Source organism: Pseudomonas sp. TH41, assembly GCF_016650695.1.
In the GTDB taxonomy this organism is placed as follows: domain Bacteria; phylum Pseudomonadota; class Gammaproteobacteria; order Pseudomonadales; family Pseudomonadaceae; genus Aquipseudomonas.
In genome coordinates this window covers 2,321,812-2,341,622 of sequence record NZ_JAEKFH010000003.1, presented here as the reverse complement: position 1 = coordinate 2,341,622, position 19,811 = coordinate 2,321,812, and the positions used below count along the sequence as shown (strand labels likewise).

Annotated in this window: 18 protein-coding genes; 8 read left to right on the top strand and 10 right to left on the bottom strand. The window is 59.5% G+C overall.

Annotation, left to right across the window (positions count from 1 at the left end):
- The first annotated feature begins 2 nt into the window (after positions 1-2).
- Positions 3-902, top strand: a complete 900-nt coding sequence (xerC, locus tag JFU37_RS13310; protein ID WP_201115714.1) for a tyrosine recombinase XerC — start codon at positions 3-5, stop codon at positions 900-902.
- Entirely contained in the window at positions 899-1,606 is a 708-nt protein-coding gene (locus JFU37_RS13305; RefSeq protein WP_201115713.1) for an HAD family hydrolase, read from the top strand. The genes xerC and JFU37_RS13305 overlap by 4 nt, the downstream gene beginning before the upstream one ends.
- Before the next feature lie 159 nt (positions 1,607-1,765).
- Here the strand turns inward: JFU37_RS13305 and sutA are convergent, their stop codons facing one another.
- From sutA to glnK, 4 genes are all read right to left on the bottom strand, one after another.
- Complete coding sequence (gene sutA / locus JFU37_RS13300) at positions 1,766-2,089, bottom strand: transcriptional regulator SutA (protein WP_201115712.1); 324 nt, start codon at positions 2,087-2,089, stop codon at positions 1,766-1,768.
- A 102-nt stretch (positions 2,090-2,191) separates the two neighbouring features.
- Positions 2,192-2,617, bottom strand: coding sequence for a secondary thiamine-phosphate synthase enzyme YjbQ (locus JFU37_RS13295; protein ID WP_201115711.1), 426 nt, complete (start codon positions 2,615-2,617; stop codon positions 2,192-2,194).
- A 214-nt stretch (positions 2,618-2,831) separates the two neighbouring features.
- Positions 2,832-4,169: an ammonium transporter gene (locus tag JFU37_RS13290; protein ID WP_201115710.1), complete on the bottom strand. Its 1,338-nt coding sequence runs from the start codon at positions 4,167-4,169 to the stop codon at positions 2,832-2,834.
- A gap of 35 nt (positions 4,170-4,204) precedes the next feature.
- Positions 4,205-4,543, bottom strand: a complete 339-nt coding sequence (gene glnK, locus JFU37_RS13285) for a P-II family nitrogen regulator (protein ID WP_002555808.1) — start codon at positions 4,541-4,543, stop codon at positions 4,205-4,207.
- A 419-nt stretch (positions 4,544-4,962) separates the two neighbouring features.
- Here glnK and JFU37_RS13280 point away from each other — a divergent pair, with 419 nt between their 5' ends.
- The 3 genes from JFU37_RS13280 to JFU37_RS13270 all read left to right on the top strand — a co-directional run bounded on the left by JFU37_RS13280 (position 4,963) and on the right by JFU37_RS13270 (position 7,922).
- Positions 4,963-5,223, top strand: coding sequence for an accessory factor UbiK family protein (locus tag JFU37_RS13280; RefSeq protein WP_046032213.1), 261 nt, complete (start codon positions 4,963-4,965; stop codon positions 5,221-5,223).
- Between the two features lie 397 nt (positions 5,224-5,620).
- Complete coding sequence (locus tag JFU37_RS13275) at positions 5,621-6,148, top strand: BRO-N domain-containing protein (RefSeq protein WP_201115709.1); 528 nt, start codon at positions 5,621-5,623, stop codon at positions 6,146-6,148.
- A 280-nt stretch (positions 6,149-6,428) separates the two neighbouring features.
- Positions 6,429-7,922 (top strand): YifB family Mg chelatase-like AAA ATPase, encoded by a 1,494-nt coding sequence (locus JFU37_RS13270; RefSeq protein WP_201115708.1) that lies wholly within the window; start codon positions 6,429-6,431, stop codon positions 7,920-7,922.
- 59 nt (positions 7,923-7,981) lie between these two features.
- Here the strand turns inward: JFU37_RS13270 and JFU37_RS13265 are convergent, their stop codons facing one another.
- Positions 7,982-8,902, bottom strand: coding sequence for a LysR substrate-binding domain-containing protein (locus JFU37_RS13265; protein WP_201115707.1), 921 nt, complete (start codon positions 8,900-8,902; stop codon positions 7,982-7,984).
- Positions 8,903-9,060: 158 nt separating this feature from the next.
- Here JFU37_RS13265 and JFU37_RS13260 point away from each other — a divergent pair, with 158 nt between their 5' ends.
- On the top strand, positions 9,061-10,458 hold the full coding sequence (locus JFU37_RS13260; protein ID WP_201116489.1) for a NorM family multidrug efflux MATE transporter: 1,398 nt from the start codon (positions 9,061-9,063) through the stop codon (positions 10,456-10,458).
- Positions 10,459-10,560: 102 nt separating this feature from the next.
- Here JFU37_RS13260 and JFU37_RS13255 read toward each other — a convergent pair whose 3' ends face one another.
- Positions 10,561-12,234, bottom strand: coding sequence for a putative bifunctional diguanylate cyclase/phosphodiesterase (locus tag JFU37_RS13255; protein ID WP_201115706.1), 1,674 nt, complete (start codon positions 12,232-12,234; stop codon positions 10,561-10,563).
- 264 nt (positions 12,235-12,498) lie between these two features.
- On the opposite strand from JFU37_RS13255, the gene rep reads away from it, so the two are divergent.
- A complete protein-coding gene (gene rep / locus JFU37_RS13250) occupies positions 12,499-14,508 on the top strand; it encodes a DNA helicase Rep (RefSeq protein WP_201115705.1) in 2,010 nt (669 codons plus the stop codon).
- An 85-nt stretch (positions 14,509-14,593) separates the two neighbouring features.
- Complete coding sequence (locus JFU37_RS13245) at positions 14,594-15,166, top strand: xanthine phosphoribosyltransferase (RefSeq protein WP_201115704.1); 573 nt, start codon at positions 14,594-14,596, stop codon at positions 15,164-15,166.
- Between the two features lie 120 nt (positions 15,167-15,286).
- On the opposite strand, the gene JFU37_RS13240 is transcribed toward JFU37_RS13245, so the two are convergent.
- The 4 genes from JFU37_RS13240 to alr form a co-directional block, all read right to left on the bottom strand.
- Entirely contained in the window at positions 15,287-17,209 is a 1,923-nt protein-coding gene (locus JFU37_RS13240; protein ID WP_201115703.1) for an acetyl-CoA hydrolase/transferase family protein, read from the bottom strand.
- Positions 17,210-17,434: 225 nt separating this feature from the next.
- On the bottom strand, positions 17,435-17,854 hold the full coding sequence (locus JFU37_RS13235; RefSeq protein ID WP_201116487.1) for a c-type cytochrome: 420 nt from the start codon (positions 17,852-17,854) through the stop codon (positions 17,435-17,437).
- Positions 17,855-18,035: 181 nt separating this feature from the next.
- A complete protein-coding gene (locus JFU37_RS13230) occupies positions 18,036-18,584 on the bottom strand; it encodes a cupin domain-containing protein (protein ID WP_008150195.1) in 549 nt (182 codons plus the stop codon).
- Positions 18,585-18,712: 128 nt separating this feature from the next.
- Entirely contained in the window at positions 18,713-19,786 is a 1,074-nt protein-coding gene (alr, locus tag JFU37_RS13225) for an alanine racemase (protein WP_201115702.1), read from the bottom strand.
- Positions 19,787-19,811 lie beyond the last annotated feature (25 nt).

The window sequence follows — 19,811 nt, the reverse complement described above, 5'->3', positions numbered from 1 at the left end:
TCGTGGAACGACAACTGGACGCTTACTGCGAACACCTGCGCAGTGAGCGGCAGGTGTCGCCTCACACGCTGTACGCCTACCGCCACGACCTCGACAAAGTGCTGGGCTGGTGTGTCAAACAGAACATCGACAGCTGGGCCGCGCTAGACATCCAGCGCCTGCGCAGCCTGATCGCGCGCCTGCATTCACAGGGCCAATCGTCCCGCAGCCTGGCGCGGCTACTGTCGGCGGTGCGTGGGCTTTATCACTATCTGAACCGCGAAGGTCTCTGCGATCACGACCCGGCCAACGGCCTGGCGCCGCCCAAGGGCGAACGCCGCCTGCCGAAAACCCTCGACACCGATCGCGCACTGCAATTGCTTGAAGGTGCGGTGGAGGATGATTTTCTGGCGCGTCGGGATCAGGCGATTCTCGAGCTGTTCTATTCCTCCGGATTGCGGTTGTCGGAGCTGACCGGGCTCAATCTCGATCAACTGGACCTGGCAGACGGCATGGTTCAAGTGCTCGGTAAAGGCAGTAAGACCCGTCTTTTACCCGTGGGTAAAAAGGCCCGCGAAGCACTGGAGTTGTGGTTACCGCTACGCGCCATGACCCACCCCGCGGACGACGCCGTGTTCGTTAGCCAGCAAGGCCGGCGCCTGGGCCCTCGGGCGATTCAGGTGCGGGTCAAGGCTGCCGGCGAACGCGAGCTGGGACAAAATCTGCATCCACACATGTTGCGACACTCCTTTGCCAGCCACTTGCTGGAGTCCTCCCAGGACCTTCGGGCGGTGCAGGAGTTGCTCGGACACTCGGACATCAAGACCACCCAGATCTACACCCACCTGGACTTCCAGCACCTGGCGACGGTCTACGACAGTGCCCATCCACGGGCCAAACGCATTAAGGGCGATGATTCATGACCATCCAATTGATCACCTTCGACCTCGACGACACCCTGTGGGACACCGCCCCGGTGATCGCCAGCGCCGAAGCCGTTTTGCGCGAATGGCTGACCGAGCATGCACCGAACCTTGGCTCGGTCCCGGTGGAACATTTGTGGACCATTCGTGAGCGGGTCCTGAGCAGTGAACCGGGGCTCAAACATCGCATCAGTGCCTTGCGCCGACGGGTGCTGTTCCATGCACTGGAAGAGGCTGGCTATAACCATCGCCAGGCTTCAGACCTGGCCGATCAGAGCTTTGAAGTGTTCCTGCATGCGCGACATCAGATCGAAGTATTTCCTGACGTCGAGCCGACGCTGGAGATTCTGGCCAAGCACTATGCCCTCGGCGTGGTGACCAACGGCAATGCCGATGTGCGTCGGCTGGGCCTGGCGGATTACTTCAGATTTGCCTTGTGCGCTGAAGACATCGGCATCGCCAAACCGGACGCGCGACTGTTTCATGAGGCGTTGCAGCGGGGTGGCGCTACCGCCCAGACAGCGGTGCATATTGGCGATCATCCGGGTGATGACATTGCCGGCGCCCAGCAGGCAGGGTTGCGGGCGATCTGGTTTAACCCGGCGGGCAAAATGTGGGAAGCGCAGAAGGCACCGGATGCCGAGATTCGCAGCTTGACGGAGTTGCCGGCGTTGTTGGCGCGGTGGAACTCGGCCAGGATTTGAGGCGTTTCTGAAAAGATCGTCCGAACGCGGCCCGAACCTTCGGCAGCTCCTACATGGGATTTCCTGTAGGAGCTGCCGAAGGCTGCGATCTTTTGATCTTGCTCCCATGAAAAAGCCCGCAGCGACGGCGGGCTTTTTCAGCAAGCAAGTAGCAGACGCTTAGATAGGCCGACTGCCGTACTTGTTGTCAGGCTTCTTGGGAGGATCGGCGACCACGTTGGCCTCCACTTCCTGCACCTTGCCGCCCTTGGCCAGGAACTCTTCCATAGCCCGCGCCAGAGCATCACGCTCCTTGTTTTTCGCTTCGACGCTCGGCAGCTCATCGACCGATACCGCTGCCTTGGCCTTGCCTTTGGCGGTCGGAACGGGCGTATCACCGCCGTCGTCTTCAGCGACGTCTTCCACCGCTGCTTCCAGACCTTCTTCGGTTTCGTCGTCGTCGCCTACTTCGAGGTCGTCGTTTTCCAGATCATCGTCGCTCATGTTCTACCTCATGACTTGCGAAAAGCAGATTAGTTATAGCCCAGCTTCGCCGTCTGTCGACGGCCGCCGGAAAAAATTCAACCGCCATTGGTGACCAACGGCTTATGCCTCTTCACCGTGCACGGTGGCGAGGACTTTACGGGCACCGCCAGAATCACGGTGCTCGCCCAGATAAACACCTTGCCAGGTCCCTAACGCCAATCGGCCTGCCGTAATCGGCAAACTGAGCTGACAGCCAAGCACGCTGGCCTTGAAGTGCGCCGGGAGGTCGTCCAGGCCTTCGTCGTTATGCTCATAGCCGTCTGCTCCTTGTGGGATCAGACGATTGAAAAATCGTTCGAAGTCGCGACGTACCGCCGGATCGGCGTTCTCGTTGATGGTCAACGACGCCGAGGTATGCTGTAGCCACAAATGCAACAGACCGACCCGACACGCCTTGAGTTCAGGCAGGCCAGCGAGTAACTCGTCCGTTACCAGATGAAAGCCCCGGGGCCTCGCCCGCAGGGTAATCAGAGTCTGTTGCCACATACAGTTCTCCGCACGTTCGGGGCGCATTCTAGCGCGCTCTGGGAAAAAACAAAGGCCCTAATATTCCTTCCATCACGTAAGCCATTGGCCGCAGAAAAACGTCCGCCGTAAACACGGCCAAAGCTGTAAGAAAAAAACCTTTCAGCTGCTTCTTCACTGACAAATTCCGGACAAAAAAATGCCCGGCAAGCCGGGCAAGTTTTTTATGCGCGTCTTACAAGTTGTAGCCGCGTTCGTTATGAAGTGCCAGGTCGATGCCGACAGCCTCTTCTTCTTCCGTGATACGCAGGCCCATGACAGCGTCCAGGACCTTGAGAATGATGAAGGTGACGATTGCGGTGTAGATCACCGTGAAGCCCACACCTTTGCATTGAATCCAGACTTGTGCGGCGATGTCGGTAACGGTGCCGAAGCCACCCAGGGACGGTGCCGCGAACACACCGGTCAGGATCGCGCCGAGAATACCGCCGATGCCGTGTACGCCGAAGGCGTCCAGGGAGTCGTCATAGCCCAGTTTGCGTTTCAGCGTGGTGGCGCAGAAGAAGCACACCACACCCGCTGCCAGGCCAATCACCAGAGAGCCCATCGGGCCTACGGTGCCAGCGGCCGGAGTGATTGCAACCAGACCGGCGACCACACCCGAAGCAATACCCAGTGCGCTAGGTTTGCCGTGAGTGATCCACTCGGCGAACATCCAGCCCAGTGCAGCGGCGGCGGTTGCGATCTGGGTGACCAGCATCGCCATACCGGCAGTGCCGTTGGCCGCAGCGGCGGAACCGGCATTGAAGCCGAACCAGCCGACCCACAACATTGCGGCACCCATCAGGGTATAACCGAGGTTGTGCGGTGCCATCGGCGTGGTCGGGAAGCCTTTGCGCTTGCCCAATACCAGCGCGGCAATCAGACCGGCCACACCGGCGTTGATGTGCACCACGGTGCCGCCCGCGAAGTCGAGCACGCCCCAGTCGCCCAACAGCGAACCCGGACCGCTCCAGACCATATGCGCGATCGGCGCGTAAACCAGCGTGAGCCAGAGACCTGTGAACACCAGCATCGCGGAGAACTTCATCCGCTCAGCGAACGCACCGACGATCAGCGCCGGGGTGATGATCGCAAAGGTCATCTGATAGGTGACGAACACCGCCTCAGGGAACAGCGCCGCAGGCCCGGTAATACTGGCAGGCGTGATGCCGGCGAGGAAGGCCTTGGCGAAGCTGCCGACAAAGGAGTTGAGGTTGACGACGTTGACTTCCATCCCCGTGGTGTCAAACGCCATGCTGTAGCCATAAATGAACCACAGGATGGTGACCAGACCGGTAATGGCGAAGCACTGCATCATCACGGAAAGAACGTTTTTGGAGCGAACCATACCGCCGTAAAACAGCGCGAGGCCGGGAATGGTCATGAACAGCACGAGGGCAGTAGAGATCAACATCCAGGCGGTATCGCCGGAGTTGAGGACTGGAGGCGCCACCGGATCTGCCGCCATAGCCAGGCCGGGCATTACGATGGACAACAGGGCTCCAAGCCCTGCGAATTTACGCAGAGTCATATTGTTTTCTCCTGGGGCGTTGGGTTTGTGGCGGCTTAGATTGCGTCGGTATCGGTTTCGCCGGTACGGATGCGAATCGCCTGTTCCAGATTGACCACGAAGATCTTGCCGTCACCAATCTTGCCGGTATTGGCTGCCTTGGTTATCGCCTCGATAACCCGGTCAAGATCCTTGTCGTCAATGGCGACATCGATCTTCACCTTAGGCAGGAAATCGACCACGTATTCCGCGCCGCGATACAGCTCGGTGTGACCCTTCTGCCGACCGAAGCCTTTGACTTCAGTAACGGTAATGCCCTGCACGCCGATCTCGGACAGCGACTCGCGTACGTCGTCCAGTTTGAACGGCTTGATGATGGCAGTGACTAGCTTCATGAAAACTCTCTCCCGAATTGGTGGACTTGCCCCAGGAAAACAAACCCGTCTCAAGTCTAAGCGCAGTGCCTGGCTTTGTAACGCATCGTCGGCCTTACCTGCCCGTCCGACGCCTGCTAACCACTCCGTACGAAACTCTTCCCCCGTTTCGCTTGGCGCACCGCATTCGTCACAGCGACTGCATTAGTGCATGGGTCACCAGAGACTAAGCAGAAAGCTTGCCATCTCCACAAAACCCCCTGTTTTCAATACCTTGGGCGCAGATACCCGCCACTTGGCTGCAACGCTCGCCGCCTTACGCACAACAACGGTGCGATGCCGTCCGTCCCCATGCGCGAAAAGCGTGCGCCTGCGGCCTGCGGAAATGACTATAGACACTGCGTGATACACTGCCCGCCATTGTTTCCAGGACATTTCCCATGCTCGCACCCAAAGACTTCCTCGACGCCCTGACGGGCACCGCTTCTCGCCTCTTCAGCGGCGAAACCCCACTGCCGAAAAGCGAAATCGAAAGCCAGTTCAAGGCGTTGTTGCAGAGCGGTTTCAGCAAACTGGATCTGGTGAGCCGGGAAGAGTTTGATAGTCAGATGGTTGTGCTGGCGCGGACTCGGGCACGGTTGGAAAGTCTTGAGGCGAAGGTCGCGGAGTTGGAAGCGAAGCTGAATCCGCCTGCCGAGTAACACACCGCCCCACTGTGAAATGCGATCCCCTGTGGGAGCGGGCTTGCCCGCGAATGGGGTCGCAGACCACCCCTGTAGGAGCTGCCGCAGGCTGCGAACTTTTGATCTAAAACCTCGCAATAATCCCGGCAACGTCCTACAACAAAACCACCGCCGTCCGATTGCGCCGCAAAGCCCCGGTTCCTAAGCTCACCCCCAGCTGAATATTCAGCACTGGGTTTGGCGACCCGGAAGCTTAAGGAGCACGACGACCATCCTCGAGTCATGGCGGTTGTGCGTGGGAGACCTTCGGGTCTGCCGGGTTCCTTTTGCTCCGGTTCGCCAACCCGCGTACAGCTGCCACCCAATTGTTTGGCGACGATTGCCGGCAGCCCTCTTGGCAAAAGGAGCTGTATCAATGAATTGCGATGACACTTATCTAACTCCTCACGTCTTCACCCGCCACAAACTCCACCTCCACGCCCTCCTCCTTGAAAACCAACCCTGGTTCAGCGCCCGCGACCTCGGCCGACTGCTCCGCCTCTTCCTCGACGAACGCGCCGTCCGAAAACTCGACCCCGACCAACGCCAAACCGCACGAATGCTCATCCACGGCAGCATCGAAAACACCCTGCTGATCAGCGAATCCGGCGTCTACGCATTGTTGGTTTATCATTACTGCCCGGAATACCGAGGCCTGCGCGAATGGCTGACCCACGACGTAGTCCCTGCCCTCAGAGACGCTGAACAACCCACCTCAACCGAACGGCCAATACTGAGCCTGTTGAATTGGCCAGAGATGTCGTTGAGTTTGCTGCATTGGAATAACCAGCCGTGGATTCGGTTGCAGGATGTTCCGCACGTATTACCGGATAGAGAGCAACCACGAAGAGAGCGTCATGCACCGTGGTGGAAGCGTGCTTCGCGGGCCATACAGTCGCTGTAATCAACAGAATCCGACGCAACCTTTGTAGCAGCTGCCGAAGGCTGCGTTCGGCTGCGCAGCAGTCGCAAAATCAAAGCACGCGGTGCGTCAGACAGACTTTGCCAGCCGGTTTCACGACTGCTGCGCAGCCGAACGCAGGCTGCGCCAGCTGCTACAGATCGTGCATTCCAGCAACATCCTGCGAAGGTTTCCCTCATCTCCAACCGCGCTCAATTCAGACTCCACGACTACCCTTCAAAAGACCGCAGGAAGCGGCTCCCGTAAAGCTCAAGGAACGACCATGTCCCTCTCCATCGTCCATAGCCGCGCCCAAATTGGCGTGGATGCGCCCGCCGTTACCGTAGAAGTCCATCTGGCCAACGGTTTGCCGTCGCTGACCATGGTCGGTCTGCCCGAAGCAGCGGTGAAGGAAAGCAAGGATCGGGTGCGTAGCGCGATCATCAATTCAGGGCTGCAATTTCCAGCACGGCGGATCACGTTGAATCTCGCTCCGGCTGATTTGCCAAAGGATGGCGGGCGGTTCGATTTGGCGATTGCCTTGGGAATTCTTTCGGCCAGTGTGCAGGTGCCGACGTTGACGCTGGATGATGTGGAATGCCTGGGAGAATTGGCGCTTTCGGGCGCGGTACGTGCCGTGAGGGGTGTGTTGCCGGCCGCCCTGGCAGCGCGCAAGGCCGGGCGGTCGTTGATGGTGCCTCGGGCGAATGCCGAGGAGGCTTGTCTGGCCTCGGGCTTGAAGGTCATTGCGGTGGATCATCTGCTGGAAGCCGTTGCGCATTTCAATGGCCATACGCCCATCGAGCCTTATGTTTCAGATGGGTTGATGCATGCCAGCATGCCCTACCCCGATTTGAATGAAGTGCAGGGGCAACTTTCGGCGAAACGGGCCTTGCTGATTGCGGCAGCAGGCGCTCATAACCTGTTGTTCAGTGGACCACCGGGAACCGGAAAAACCCTGCTGGCGAGTCGACTTCCCGGGCTTTTACCACCACTGGCCGAAAGCGAAGCGCTGGAGGTTGCAGCGATCAAGTCGGTGGTCAGCTGCGTGCCCTTGAGTCACTGGCCACAGCGCCCCTTCAGACAACCGCACCACTCGGCATCGGGGCCGGCACTGGTAGGTGGCGGCTCGAAACCCCAACCCGGAGAAATCACCCTCGCCCACCATGGCGTGCTGTTTCTCGATGAGCTTCCAGAATTTGATCGCAGGGTCCTGGAGGTATTGAGGGAGCCAATGGAGTCCGGTCATATTGTGATATCCCGCGCCAAGGATCGCGTACGTTTCCCGGCCCGGTTTCAACTGGTTGCAGCGATGAATCCCTGCCCCTGTGGATACCTTGGCGACCCGAGTGGTCGTTGCTCCTGCACCCCGGACATGGTCCAGCGCTACCGCAACAAACTTTCCGGCCCGTTGCTCGATCGAATCGACCTGCACCTGACCGTTGCCCGCGAAGCCACGGCCCTCAATCCGACTGTCATACCCGGCGACAACACCACTACCGCCGCCGTTCTGGTTGCCGACGCCAGGGAGCGGCAACACAAACGCCAAGGCTGTGCCAACGCCTTCCTTGATCTGCCGGGCCTGCGCAAGCATTGCAAGTTATCCACAGTCGACGAAACCTGGCTGGAGACAGCGTGTGAACGGTTGACGTTGTCGCTAAGGTCCGCCCATCGACTGTTGAAGGTTGCGCGCACCCTGGCGGACCTTGAGCAGGTCGATGGCATTACCCGTGAGCATCTGGCAGAGGCGTTGCAGTATCGGCCGGCGACTCAATAAGTGTCGTAATCGAGTTGTCCCCTTCGCGAGCAGGCTCGCTCCCACATTGGATCGGCGATTCAGCTCAAGTGTTCGACGGCCGGCAATTCCATGGCCCGGACCTCGCTTTGCAGGAAATCGCTGAGACGGCGCAAACGTTCACCTCCCGGGCGCGTTTTCGGCCAGACGAGGTAATAACTCTCACCACTGGCGACGGCGGTCGGCCACGGCAAGCTCAGACGCCCCTGGGCCACATCCTCGGCCACCATCAACAAATCCCCCATCGACACCCCATAACCCCGTGCGGCGGCAATCATGCCGAGCTCCAGCGTGTCGAACACCTGCCCGCCCTTGAGTGACACCTGGTCCGCCAGCCCCATGCGGTCCAGCCAATTGCGCCAGTCGCGACGATCCGGTGTCGGGTGCAGCAATTCGGTGGAACACAGGCGGGCGACGTCCCACGGTTGATCCTTCAGAAGATTCGGCGCGCCCACCGGAATCAGTTCTTCGGGGAACAGGAAAGTCGCCTCCCAGTCAGGCGGAAAGTTTCCATTGCTGAGAATGACAGCGCAGTCGAAAGGTTCATGGTTGAAGTCCACCGAGTCGACGTCCATCCAGGCGCTGGTCAACTGCACCTCGTTGCCCGGCTGCAAATGGCGAAAGCGGCTGAGACGCGCCAGCAACCAGCGCATGGTCAGGGTGGACGGGGCCTTCATGCGCAGGATGTCATCTTCGGCGCGCAAGGTATTGCAGGCCCGCTCCAGTGCGGTGAAACCTTCGCGAATACCCGGCAGGATCAGCCGCGCCGACTCGGTCAGTTGCAGGTTGCGCCCACTGCGATGAAACAGCCGACAGGCGAAATGCTCTTCGAGCGTACGAATGTGCCGACTGACCGCACTTTGCGTGATCGACAGTTCTTCCGCGGCCCGGGTAAACGAGCTATGACGCGCCGCCGCTTCGAAGGCTCGAAGGGCATACAACGGAGGAAGACGACGGGACATAAGGAAGGCTCCTACAGCGCAATGACGCCAACTTATCAGATACTTCGCAGGATGAGTTTTAATCATGCAACCCATCCTTTTTATCCCTTTGTGCAAACCCCGCAAAGCGCCGAGAATCGACACTTTCCTGTCCTCTTTGTTAATCGAGCGTGATGACCATGCAGCATCCAGCGCGTATTGAACTCTGGGCCATCTTGCGGCTGGCGGGGCCGTTGATTGCCTCGCAGTTGGCGCACATGTTGATGGTCCTCACCGACACCTTGATGATGGCGCGCCTGAGCCCCGAGGCGCTGGCCGGCGGCGGCCTGGGCGCGGCGACTTACACGTTCGTGTCGATCTTCTGCATCGGCGTCATTGCGGCGGTCGGCACCCTGGTGGCGATCCGTCAGGGTGCCGGCGACATCGTCGGCGCCACACGGCTGACCCAGGCCGGGTTGTGGCTGGCGTGGTTGATGGCGTTGGTGGCCGGGCTATTGCTGTGGAACCTTAAACCGGTGTTGCTGATGTTCGGCCAGACCGAAACCAACGTCCACGCAGCCGGACAATTTTTGCTGATCCTGCCATTCGCCCTGCCCGGTTACCTGACCTTCATGGCCCTGCGCGGTTTCACCAGCGCCATCGGCCGGGCAACGCCAGTGATGGTCATCAGCCTCGGCGGCACGGTTGCCAACTTCCTGCTCAACTATGCGTTGATCACCGGTATGTTTGGCCTGCCGAAACTGGGCCTGATGGGCATCGGGCTGGTAACGGCCATTGTCGCCAACTGCATGGCCCTTGCGCTGGCCTGGCACATCCGTCGGCATCCGGCCTACGACGTTTATCCGTTGCGCCAGGGGCTGTCGCGGCCCAACCGGCAGTATTTGAAGGAGCTGTGGCGCCTGGGACTGCCGATTGGTGGCACCTACGCGGTGGAGGTCGGATTGTTCGCGTTCGCCGCGCTGTGCATGGGCACCATGGGCAGCACGCAACTGGGCGCCCATCAGATTGCCCTGCAAATCGTCTCGGTGGCGTTCATGGTGCCGGCGGGGATTTCCTATGCAATCACCATGCGCATCGGCCAGCACTACGGCGCCGGGCAGCTACTGGATGCGCGGTTGGCCGGACGGGTCGGGATCGCTTTCGGGGCGGCGTCGATGCTCGCCTTCGCCATGGTCTTTTGGCTGCTGCCAAGTCAGTTGATCGGTTTGTTCCTCGATCAAAACGACCCGGCGTTTCGCGACGTCATCAATCTGGCCGTAAGCCTGTTGGCGGTGGCGGCATGGTTCGAGCTGTTCGACGGCACGCAAACCATCGCCATGGGCTGCATTCGCGGGCTCAAGGATGCAAAGACTACGTTTCTGGTCGGACTGGGCTGCTATTGGTTGATTGGCGCGCCGGCCGCCTGGTGGATGGCCTTCCATTTGCACTGGGGGCCAACGGGCGTCTGGTGGGGATTGGCGCTGGGGTTGGCGTGTGCGGCGGTGAGCCTGACGCTGGCGTTTGAGTGGAAGATGAAGCGGATGATTCGGCGGGAGCCGTCTTTGCAAGCAAATTTCCAGATGGCCCAGCCAGACTGAGATCCCCTTGTAGGAGCGAGCTTGCTCGCGAAGATGTGCCAGGCGCATCGGTATCGACTGACCCACCATCGCGAGCAAGCTCGCTCCTACAAAAGGTTCGTGTTAGCTCACGACTTCCCGGGCGGCCTGCTGGCCACTGCCAAAGCTCAAGTACTCAACCAGATCCACCAACGGCAACGGCTTGCTGATCAAATACCCCTGCACCTGATCACAACCAAACCTGCGCAACAAATCCAGCTGCTCGGGTGTTTCCACGCCCTCGGCGACCACTTCCAGGTTCAGGTTGTGCGCCAGGTTGATCATTGCATGAACCAGTTTTCGATTCTCTTCGCGCTCTTCCATGCCACCGACAAAACTCTTGTCGACCTTCAGCAAGGCAATCGGCAGGCTGTTGAGGTGCACGAAGGAAGAGAAACCCGTGCCAAAGTCGTCCAGGGAGAAGCGCACACCCAGACGCCCAAGGGCATCCATGGTCTGCTTCACCAGATCGCTGCGGCGCATGACGGCGGTTTCGGTCAGTTCGAATTCCAGCCATTGCGCCTCGACGCCGCGCTCGGTAATCAAGCGGCTCAGCGTCGAGAGTAACTGGCTGTCCTGGAACTGCCGGAACGAGAGGTTGATCGCCATGTGCAACGCTGGCAGGTCCAGTTCGCGCAGGGCCTGCATGTCCCGCAGTGCCCGGGAGATGACCCAATAACCGAGCGGCACGATCAAACCGCTTTGCTCGGCCAGCGGCACAAATTCGCTGGGCGGCAGCAGCCCGCGCTCCGCATGGCGCCAGCGCACCAAGGCTTCGAGGCCGACGATCTGCCCGTCTTCAAGGTTCAGCCGTGGCTGGTAGTGCAGTTCCAGCTCATCGCGGCGCAAAGCCCGGCGCAACTCGCTTTCGAGGTCTGCGATGCTGCGGGCATTGCGATTGATGCGTTCGTTGAAGATGTGAAAGGTGCAGCCCTGTGTGCTCTTGGCTTGTTGCATGGCGATGTGCGCATGCCACATCAGCGGGTCGGCACCGGCTTGGGCCCGGGCATGGGCGATGCCAAGGCTTGAACCGATCAACAGGCTTTCGCCATCGACCCAATAGGGTTCGGCCAGTGCTTCGGTGATGCGTTCGGCCATCCACTCGGCGCGCTGAGGGGCGCGGCGGGTGTCGATCAGCAGGGCAAACTCATCGCTGCCCAGACGCGCCAGTTGATCGCCGGCCTCAAGCTGGCTTTTCAGCCGCGCGACCACTTGCAGGATCAACCGGTCCCCCGCCTGATGACCGAGGGCGTCGTTGGCGTGACGAAAATTGTCGAGGTCGAGGTGACCGAGGGCCAGGCCGCGACCGTCGTTATCCGCCAGCCGCGCGGCCAGCAGGGTCTGGAAACCCTGGCGGTTGGCGATGCCGGTGAGCGGGTCTTGCTCGGCCAGGCGTTGCAGGGTGTTTTCCAGTACACCGCGCTCACGCACATGGCGCAGGCAACGGCGCAACATGCCCGGGTCGAGATGATCACGCACCAACCAGTCGCTCACGCCATCGGGCGGCGACAGCGGCTCTTGTTCGAGCAGCAACACCGTCGGCAAATTGCAACGACCCGGCGCTGGCTGAAGGGCCGGGATCGTCAGCAATACCGCGCTGCGGTTGTCGTCGAACAGAGTGCTGACCGACTCCCAGCTCGGAGCGCTGATGAGCACGGCCGAGCTCCCCATCGGAGCCAGACACTCGCGCAACAACGCTGCCCACGCTGGCTCTTCGGCCAGTAGCAGCAAACGCAAGGGTTCGACAGGCGTAGACAAGCTAGCTCCCTAGACTCTGCAATGATGTAGGCGGCGGGCATTATGCCGCGCCAGTAACTAATGACCAAACGACATCAGTTATCAAGCGAGGCCTTTGTATCTGGAATTACGAACATTAGACGCGAATCCCTCACGCATCCTGCGTGAAAGTATCAAAACCGGCAAATATAGATAGCGTGTTGCGTCACAAGTCGGAGAGAGCAGCACAATTCGCTGAGCCTGTTAAAATGCCGGCCCATTTCGCAAACGACTCCCTGATTCCGTATGTCCCGACTCAATCCCCGGCAGCAAGAAGCCGTGAGCTACGTCGGCGGCCCTCTTTTGGTGCTCGCCGGTGCAGGCTCCGGCAAGACCAGCGTGATCACCCGCAAGATTGCGCACTTGATTCAGAACTGCGGCATTCGCGCCCAGTACATCGTCGCCATGACCTTTACCAACAAGGCTGCGCGCGAGATGAAGGAACGGGTCGGCACCCTGCTCAAGGGCGGCGAAGGCCGCGGCCTGACCGTGTGCACCTTCCACAACCTGGGCTTGAACATCATCCGCAAGGAGCATGTACGGCTGGGCTACAAACCGGGCTTCTCGATTTTCGACGAGGCCGACGTCAAAGCCCTGATGACCGACATCATGCAGAAGGAATACTCGGGCGACGACGGCGTCGACGAGATCAAGAACATGATCGGCTCATGGAAAAACGACCTGATCCTGCCGCCCGAAGCCCTGGAAAACGCGCGCAACCCCAAAGAACAGACCGCCGCCATCGTCTACACCCACTACCAGCGCACGCTCAAGGCGTTCAACGCGGTGGACTTCGACGACCTGATCCTGTTGCCGGTGAAGCTGTTTCAGGAACATGCCGACATCCTCGAAAAGTGGCAGAACAAAGTTCGTTACCTGCTGGTGGACGAATACCAGGACACCAACGCCAGCCAGTATTTGCTGGTGAAGTTGCTGATTGGCACGCGCAATCAGTTCACCGTGGTGGGCGATGACGACCAGTCAATCTATGCGTGGCGCGGTGCCCGTCCGGAAAACCTGATGTTGCTCAAGGACGACTATCCGTCCCTGAAAGTGGTGATGCTGGAGCAAAATTATCGCTCTACCAGTCGCATCCTGCGTTGCGCCAACGTGCTGATCTCGAACAACCCGCACGAATTCGAAAAGCAGCTGTGGAGCGAGATGGGCCACGGTGACGAAATCCGCGTGATCCGCTGCCGCAACGAAGACGCCGAAGCCGAGCGCGTGGCCGTGGAACTGCTGACCCTGCATTTGCGCACGGATCGGCCGTACAGCGATTTCGCCATCCTGTATCGCGGTAACTACCAGGCCAAGCTGATCGAACTGAAGCTGCAACACCATCAGATTCCTTATCGACTGTCCGGCGGCAACAGCTTTTTCGGACGTCAGGAAGTGAAAGACCTGATGGCCTACTTCCGCCTGATCGTGAACCCGGACGACGACAACGCCTTCTTGCGGGTGATCAACGTCCCACGCCGGGAGATTGGCTCGACAACGCTGGAAAAGCTCGGCAACTACGCCACCGAACGCAAAATCTCGATGTACGCCGCCACCGACGAAATCGGTTTGGGCGAGCACCTGGATACGCGCTTCACCGATCGCCTGTCGCGTTTCAAGCGCTTCATGGACAAGGTGCGCGAGCAGTGCGCCGGCGAAGACCCGATCTCGGCCCTGCGCAGCATGGTCATGGACATCGACTACGAGAACTGGCTGCGCACCAACAGCTCCAGCGACAAGGCCGCCGACTACCGCATGGGTAACGTCTGGTTCCTGATCGAGGCGTTGAAAAACACCCTGGAGAAAGACGAAGAAGGCGAGATGACCGTCGAAGACGCCATCGGCAAACTCGTCTTGCGTGACATGCTGGAGCGTCAGCAGGAAGAGGAAGACGGCGCCGAAGGCGTGCAGATGATGACGCTGCATGCCTCCAAGGGCCTGGAATTCCCTTACGTGTTCATCATGGGAATGGAAGAGGAAATTCTTCCCCACCGCTCCAGCATCGAAGCCGACACAATCGAAGAAGAACGCCGCCTGGCCTACGTCGGGATTACCCGAGCGCGTCAGACACTAGCCTTCACCTTCGCTGCCAAACGTAAGCAATATGGCGAGATCATCGACTGCGCGCCAAGCCGCTTCCTCGATGAACTGCCGCCGGACGACCTGGCCTGGGAAGGCACCGACGACACGCCGGTTGAAGTCAAAGCGGTTCGCGGCAATACCGCGCTGGCGGACATACGCGCGATGTTAAAGCGCTAGAATTGATTATTTTTTAACCGACTGTTTTTTAAACCGACCGTATTTACGAGCTTAGGCGCACAAGGCGCCCAAAGAGGAACGCTTCATGGAAGCACTGCACAAGAAAATTCGCGAAGAAGGCATCGTGCTTTCCGACCAGGTCCTGAAAGTCGACGCGTTTCTGAACCACCAGATCGACCCGGCCCTGATGAAGTTGATCGGCGACGAATTCGCCACGCTGTTCAAGGACTCGGGGATCACCAAGATCGTCACCATCGAAGCCTCGGGCATTGCCCCGGCGATCATGACCGGTCTGAACCTGGGTGTGCCGGTGATTTTTGCGCGCAAGCACCAGTCCCTGACCCTCACCGAAAACCTGCTGTCGGCGACCGTTTACTCGTTCACCAAGCAAACCGAAAGCACCGTGGCGATCTCCCCGCGCCACCTGACCAGCAGCGACCGCGTGCTGATCATTGATGACTTTTTGGCTAACGGTAAAGCGTCGCAGGCGCTGATCTCGATCATCAAACAGGCCGGCGCCACCGTGGCAGGTTTGGGTATCGTGATCGAGAAGTCGTTTCAGGGCGGCCGCGCGGAACTGGATGCGCAGGGTTATCGCGTTGAATCGCTGGCCCGGGTGCAGTCCCTGGTGGGCGGCGTCGTGACCTTCATCGAATAACGCCACAGCGCATATCCCCCTGTAGGAGCGAGCTTGCTCGCGATGGTCTGTCAGCGACGTGGTGTCTGCTGACACACCATCGCGAGCAAGCTCGCTCCTACAGGTATTTTCGGTTGGCTGTTATATCGCGGTGGCTTTGAGGCCTGCGAGCAGCAGTCGCTGAAACAAATCCTCTTTCAACCCTTCCGGGTTGGTCAGCTGCATCCGCTCCAAATGCTCGGGAAATGATGCAGGCTCCGGCGCATCCAGCGCTGCTTTCCCCAACTCCAAAATCTCCGTGAGCTTGAACTTGCTCTTCAGCCAGTTCAGCGCCCGCAATACATCCCGCTCCACCCCGGTGAAATCACACCCCAGTGGATACTCCGGAAACAGGTTCGGATGCCGCGCCTGGATGGCCTGTAAACGCTGTGGAGTGTTGTCGGTGAATCGTGGATCGAGGCGGAAATTCTTCGGCAGTTTGCCGACGCCCTGCGCCTGCGCGATCAACCCCGACTGGAACCGTGAATCGCTGATGTTGAGCAACGCCTCGATCACTGCCGCATCGGTCTTGCCCCGCAGATCGGCGATACCGTACTCGGTGATCACAATGTCCCGCAGGTGTCGCGGAATCGTGCAGTGACCGTATTCCCAAACGATGTTCGAACTGACCTCACCGCCCGATTCACGCCAACTGCGCAGGATCAATACCGAACGCGCGCCTTCCAGCGCATGCCCCTGCGCAACGAAGTTGTATTGCCCGCCCACGCCGCTAAGCACGCGCCCGTCTTCGAGCTGATCGGCCACGCCGGCCCCGAGAAGGGTCATGGTGAACGCCGTGTTGACGAACCGCGCATCGAGGCGCTGCAATCGCTTGAGCTCTTCATGGCCGTACAGTTCGTTGATGTAGCTGATGCGGGTCATGTTGAATTCGAGCCGCTTGCTTTGCGGCAGCTCGCGCAGGCGTTGGTAAAAACTGCGCGGCCCGAGAAAGAAACCGCCGTGGACGGAAATACCATCGGTTTGCGCGGCTTCGTCGAGGGTGCCGGCATTCGCCTGTTGCTGGGTCGGCACATCCGGGTAGACCTTGCGCCGCACAATCCCGGCATCGGCCAGCACCAACAGACCGTTGACGAACATTTCGCTGCAGCCGTAAAGGCCCTTCACGAAAGGCTCGATCCCTCCTTCGCGATCGATCAACTGCGCCCATTGGCTGAGATTCACATCCGCGAGCAATGCCTTGTAACCCTCATTGTCCGCTTGCCGCGCCAGCAACGCAGCAGTCAGCGCATCGCCCATGGCGCCGATGCCAATCTGCAAGGTGCCGCCGTCACGCACCAGCGTGCTGGCGTGCAGGCCGATGAAGTGATCCTGGAAACCTACCGGCATGTTCGGCGTGGAGAACAGCGTGGTGCTGTCCTTCTCGTCGATCAGCAGGTCGAAGGTGTCGATGCCGACTTCCGCGTCACCGGGCATGTAGGGCAACTCGTTGTGCACTTGGCCCACCAGCAGGATCGTCTCGCCGGCCGCGCGGCGCTTGGCGATCATCGGGAACAGGTCGAGGGTGATGTCCGGGTTGCAGCTCAGGCTCAGGCGATCGGGATGTTCACCTTGGCTGGCCACCAGTTGCGCTACCAGGTTCAAACCGGCCGCGTTGATGTCTCGGGCCGCGTGGCTGTAGTTGCTGCTGATGTAATCCTGCTGAGCGGATGCGCTGTGTAACAGGCTGCCTGGCTGCATGAAAAATTGCTGGATATGAATGTTGGGCGGCAGGTTGTCCTGGTGCAGCCCCGCGAGGAACTCCAGCTCCGGATAATCGCCGAAAACCCGTTCGATGAAGGGTTCGAGGAAGCGTTTTTGCAAGCCGTCGCCCAACGAAGGTCGGCCGAGGCACAGGGCCGTGTAGATCGTCAGTTGGCGATCGGGCAATTGCGCAACACGGTGATACAGCGCGTTGACGAAGTGGTTGGGTTTGCCCAGGCCCAGGGGCAAGCCCATATGAATATGCGTCGGCAACCGTGCCAAGACATCATCGACCGCCTGCTCGATAGAACACAGCTGCACCATCTGATCCTCCCTTACATTCCGTGAATTGGGGTTGGACCGAGCTTGCCGGGTCTTTGCTGCAATGAACAGCACCAAAACCCTTGTAGGAGCTGCCGCAGGCTGCGATCTTTTGATCTTGTTCTTAACAATCAAGATCAAAAGATCGCAGCCTGCGGCAGCTCCTACGGGCGATCAGCGGGCACAAAAAAGCCGCTCGGAAGCGGCTTTTTCGCTGAAGATGAACGCCTATTTCAGGCCGGACATCTTCTGGATGGCGCCTTCAAGATCTTTCACTTCACAGTCACTGCACGTGCCTTTTGGCGGCATTGCATTAAGCCCTGTGAACGCGACCTTCGCTAAGCCTGCGGCGGTGCCGCCTTCTTTATCGGCGCGTTTTTTCCAGTCTGCTGCATCACCGATTTTCGGTGAGCCCAACAGGCCAGTGCCATGACAAGCATTGCAGTGTTTGGCAATGATTTCGTCCGGAGTTTTGGCACCACCACCGCCGCCTGCCGCAGCCGCGACTTCCATCCCCTTGCACTCTTGACCTTGAACACAGACCTGGCCGACTGGCTCAAGGCGTTTAGCGATATCGTCGTTGGTTGCTGCTTGTGCGCTCACTGCCCAAAGGGCCAATACGGTTGCTGGTACGGCCAGCATTTTCATAATTAGGTTCACGCGTTCACCCTCAATGGTGGCTAGTCACGCCTACGGCCACGGTTCGCAGGCGGGCGCAAGTATAGCGGTAAGCCCGCCACTCTGAAACAACCCCAAAGTCGAAGGGGTCTTATCATCGGCGGAAAAACTGCCCGGGCGCCTGCGCAATGCTGGCAGGACGCCTCTTCCCTTAGAAATTCGCGGGTGTAGCTGCGCTGATTAGTCGCGCCGGCGCATCGAACGGATTACGGAAACGATGCGGCTTGGTACTTTCAAAGTAGTAGCTATCGCCGGCTTCGAGCACAAAAGTTTCCAGCCCGACCACCAACTCCAGTCGCCCTTCGAGCAGAATTCCGGTTTCCTCACCTTCATGGGTGAGCATCTCGTCACCGGTGTCGGCGCCTGGCGGATAGATTTCGTTGAGGAACGCGATGGCACGGCTCGGGTGAGCCCGGCCGACCAGTTTCATGGTCACTGCACCATCGGAAATATCGATCAGCTCGTTGGCTTTGTAGACGATCTGAGTCGGCTTTTCCTGCAGGATTTCTTCGGAAAAGAACTCGACCATGGACATGGGAATCCCGCCCAACACCTTGCGCAGCGAACTGATCGAAGGGCTGACGCTGTTCTTCTCGATCATCGAAATGGTGCTGTTGGTGACACCCGCGCGCTTGGCGAGCTCACGCTGGGAAAGTCCTTTGAGCTTACGGATCGATTGCAGTCGTTCACCGACGTCCAATGCTTGCGCCTCCAGGAATTCAGGTTGTTGGAAATATGAGCGTTATCATGGCGACAGCGTTCAGTATTTACAACACTTTGACCTGAATCCTGTTCGGTGAGACGACTTCCGGTTCGGGCTGCTTGCGCCTAGCTCCCGGAATAGAGCCGTGGCACCCGGCGCAGGTTGCAGAAGATCTGGTAAGGAATCGTGTCAGCGGCCGCGGCGACGTCGCTGGCCAGGATGTTTTTGCCCCACAACTCGACGGTCGAACCGAGACCGGCTTGCGGCACGTCGGTCAAATCAATGCACAGCATATCCATCGACACCCGGCCAACCAACTGGCTGCGCTGCCCGGCGACCAGCACCGGGGTACCGGTGGGCGCCTGACGCGGGTAGCCATCGGCATACCCCATGGCCACCACGCCAACGCGCATCGGTTTCTGGGTAATGAATTTGGCGCCGTAACCAATCGGCTCGCCAGCCGGCAGTTCACGCACGCAAATGACTTTCGACTCCAGAGTCATCACCGGTTGCAGACGAGAGGCCACGGCGTTGGCTTCTTCGAATGGGGTGGCACCGTAGAGCATGATGCCCGGGCGAACCCAATCACTTGGAATCTGTGGCCAACCCATCACCGCCGGCGAGTTGCGCAGGCTGATTTCGGCCGACAACCCCTGACGTGCCGCGTCGAACACCGCAACCTGCTCGGCACTGGTTTGATCGTGCAGTTCATCGGCGCGGGCAAAATGACTCATCAGCACGATCTTCGCGACCTTGCCGCTGGCCAGAAGCCGTTGATAGGCCGCCTGGTAATCCTTCGGATGCAGACCGACCCGGTGCATGCCCGAATCGAGCTTGAGCCAGACCGTGATCGGCTTGCTCAGTGTGGCTTTTTCGATGGCCTCGAGTTGCCACAGCGAATGCACTACACACCAGAAATCATGTTCGACGATCAGCGAGAGCTCATCGGCTTCGAAAAAACCTTCCAGCAGCAATACCGGCGCCCGAATGCCCGCCGCGCGCAGTTCCAACGCTTCTTCAATGCAGGCCACCGCAAACCCGTCCGCCTCGGCTTCCAGCGCCTGGGCGCAACGCACCGCGCCATGGCCGTAGGCATCGGCCTTGATCACCGCGAGGGCCTTGGCCCCCGTGACTTCACGGGCGATTTGGTAATTGTGTCGCAGAGCTTGAAGGTCGATCAGGGCACGGGCAGGACGCATGGCGGCAGACTTCTGGTCGGTCATT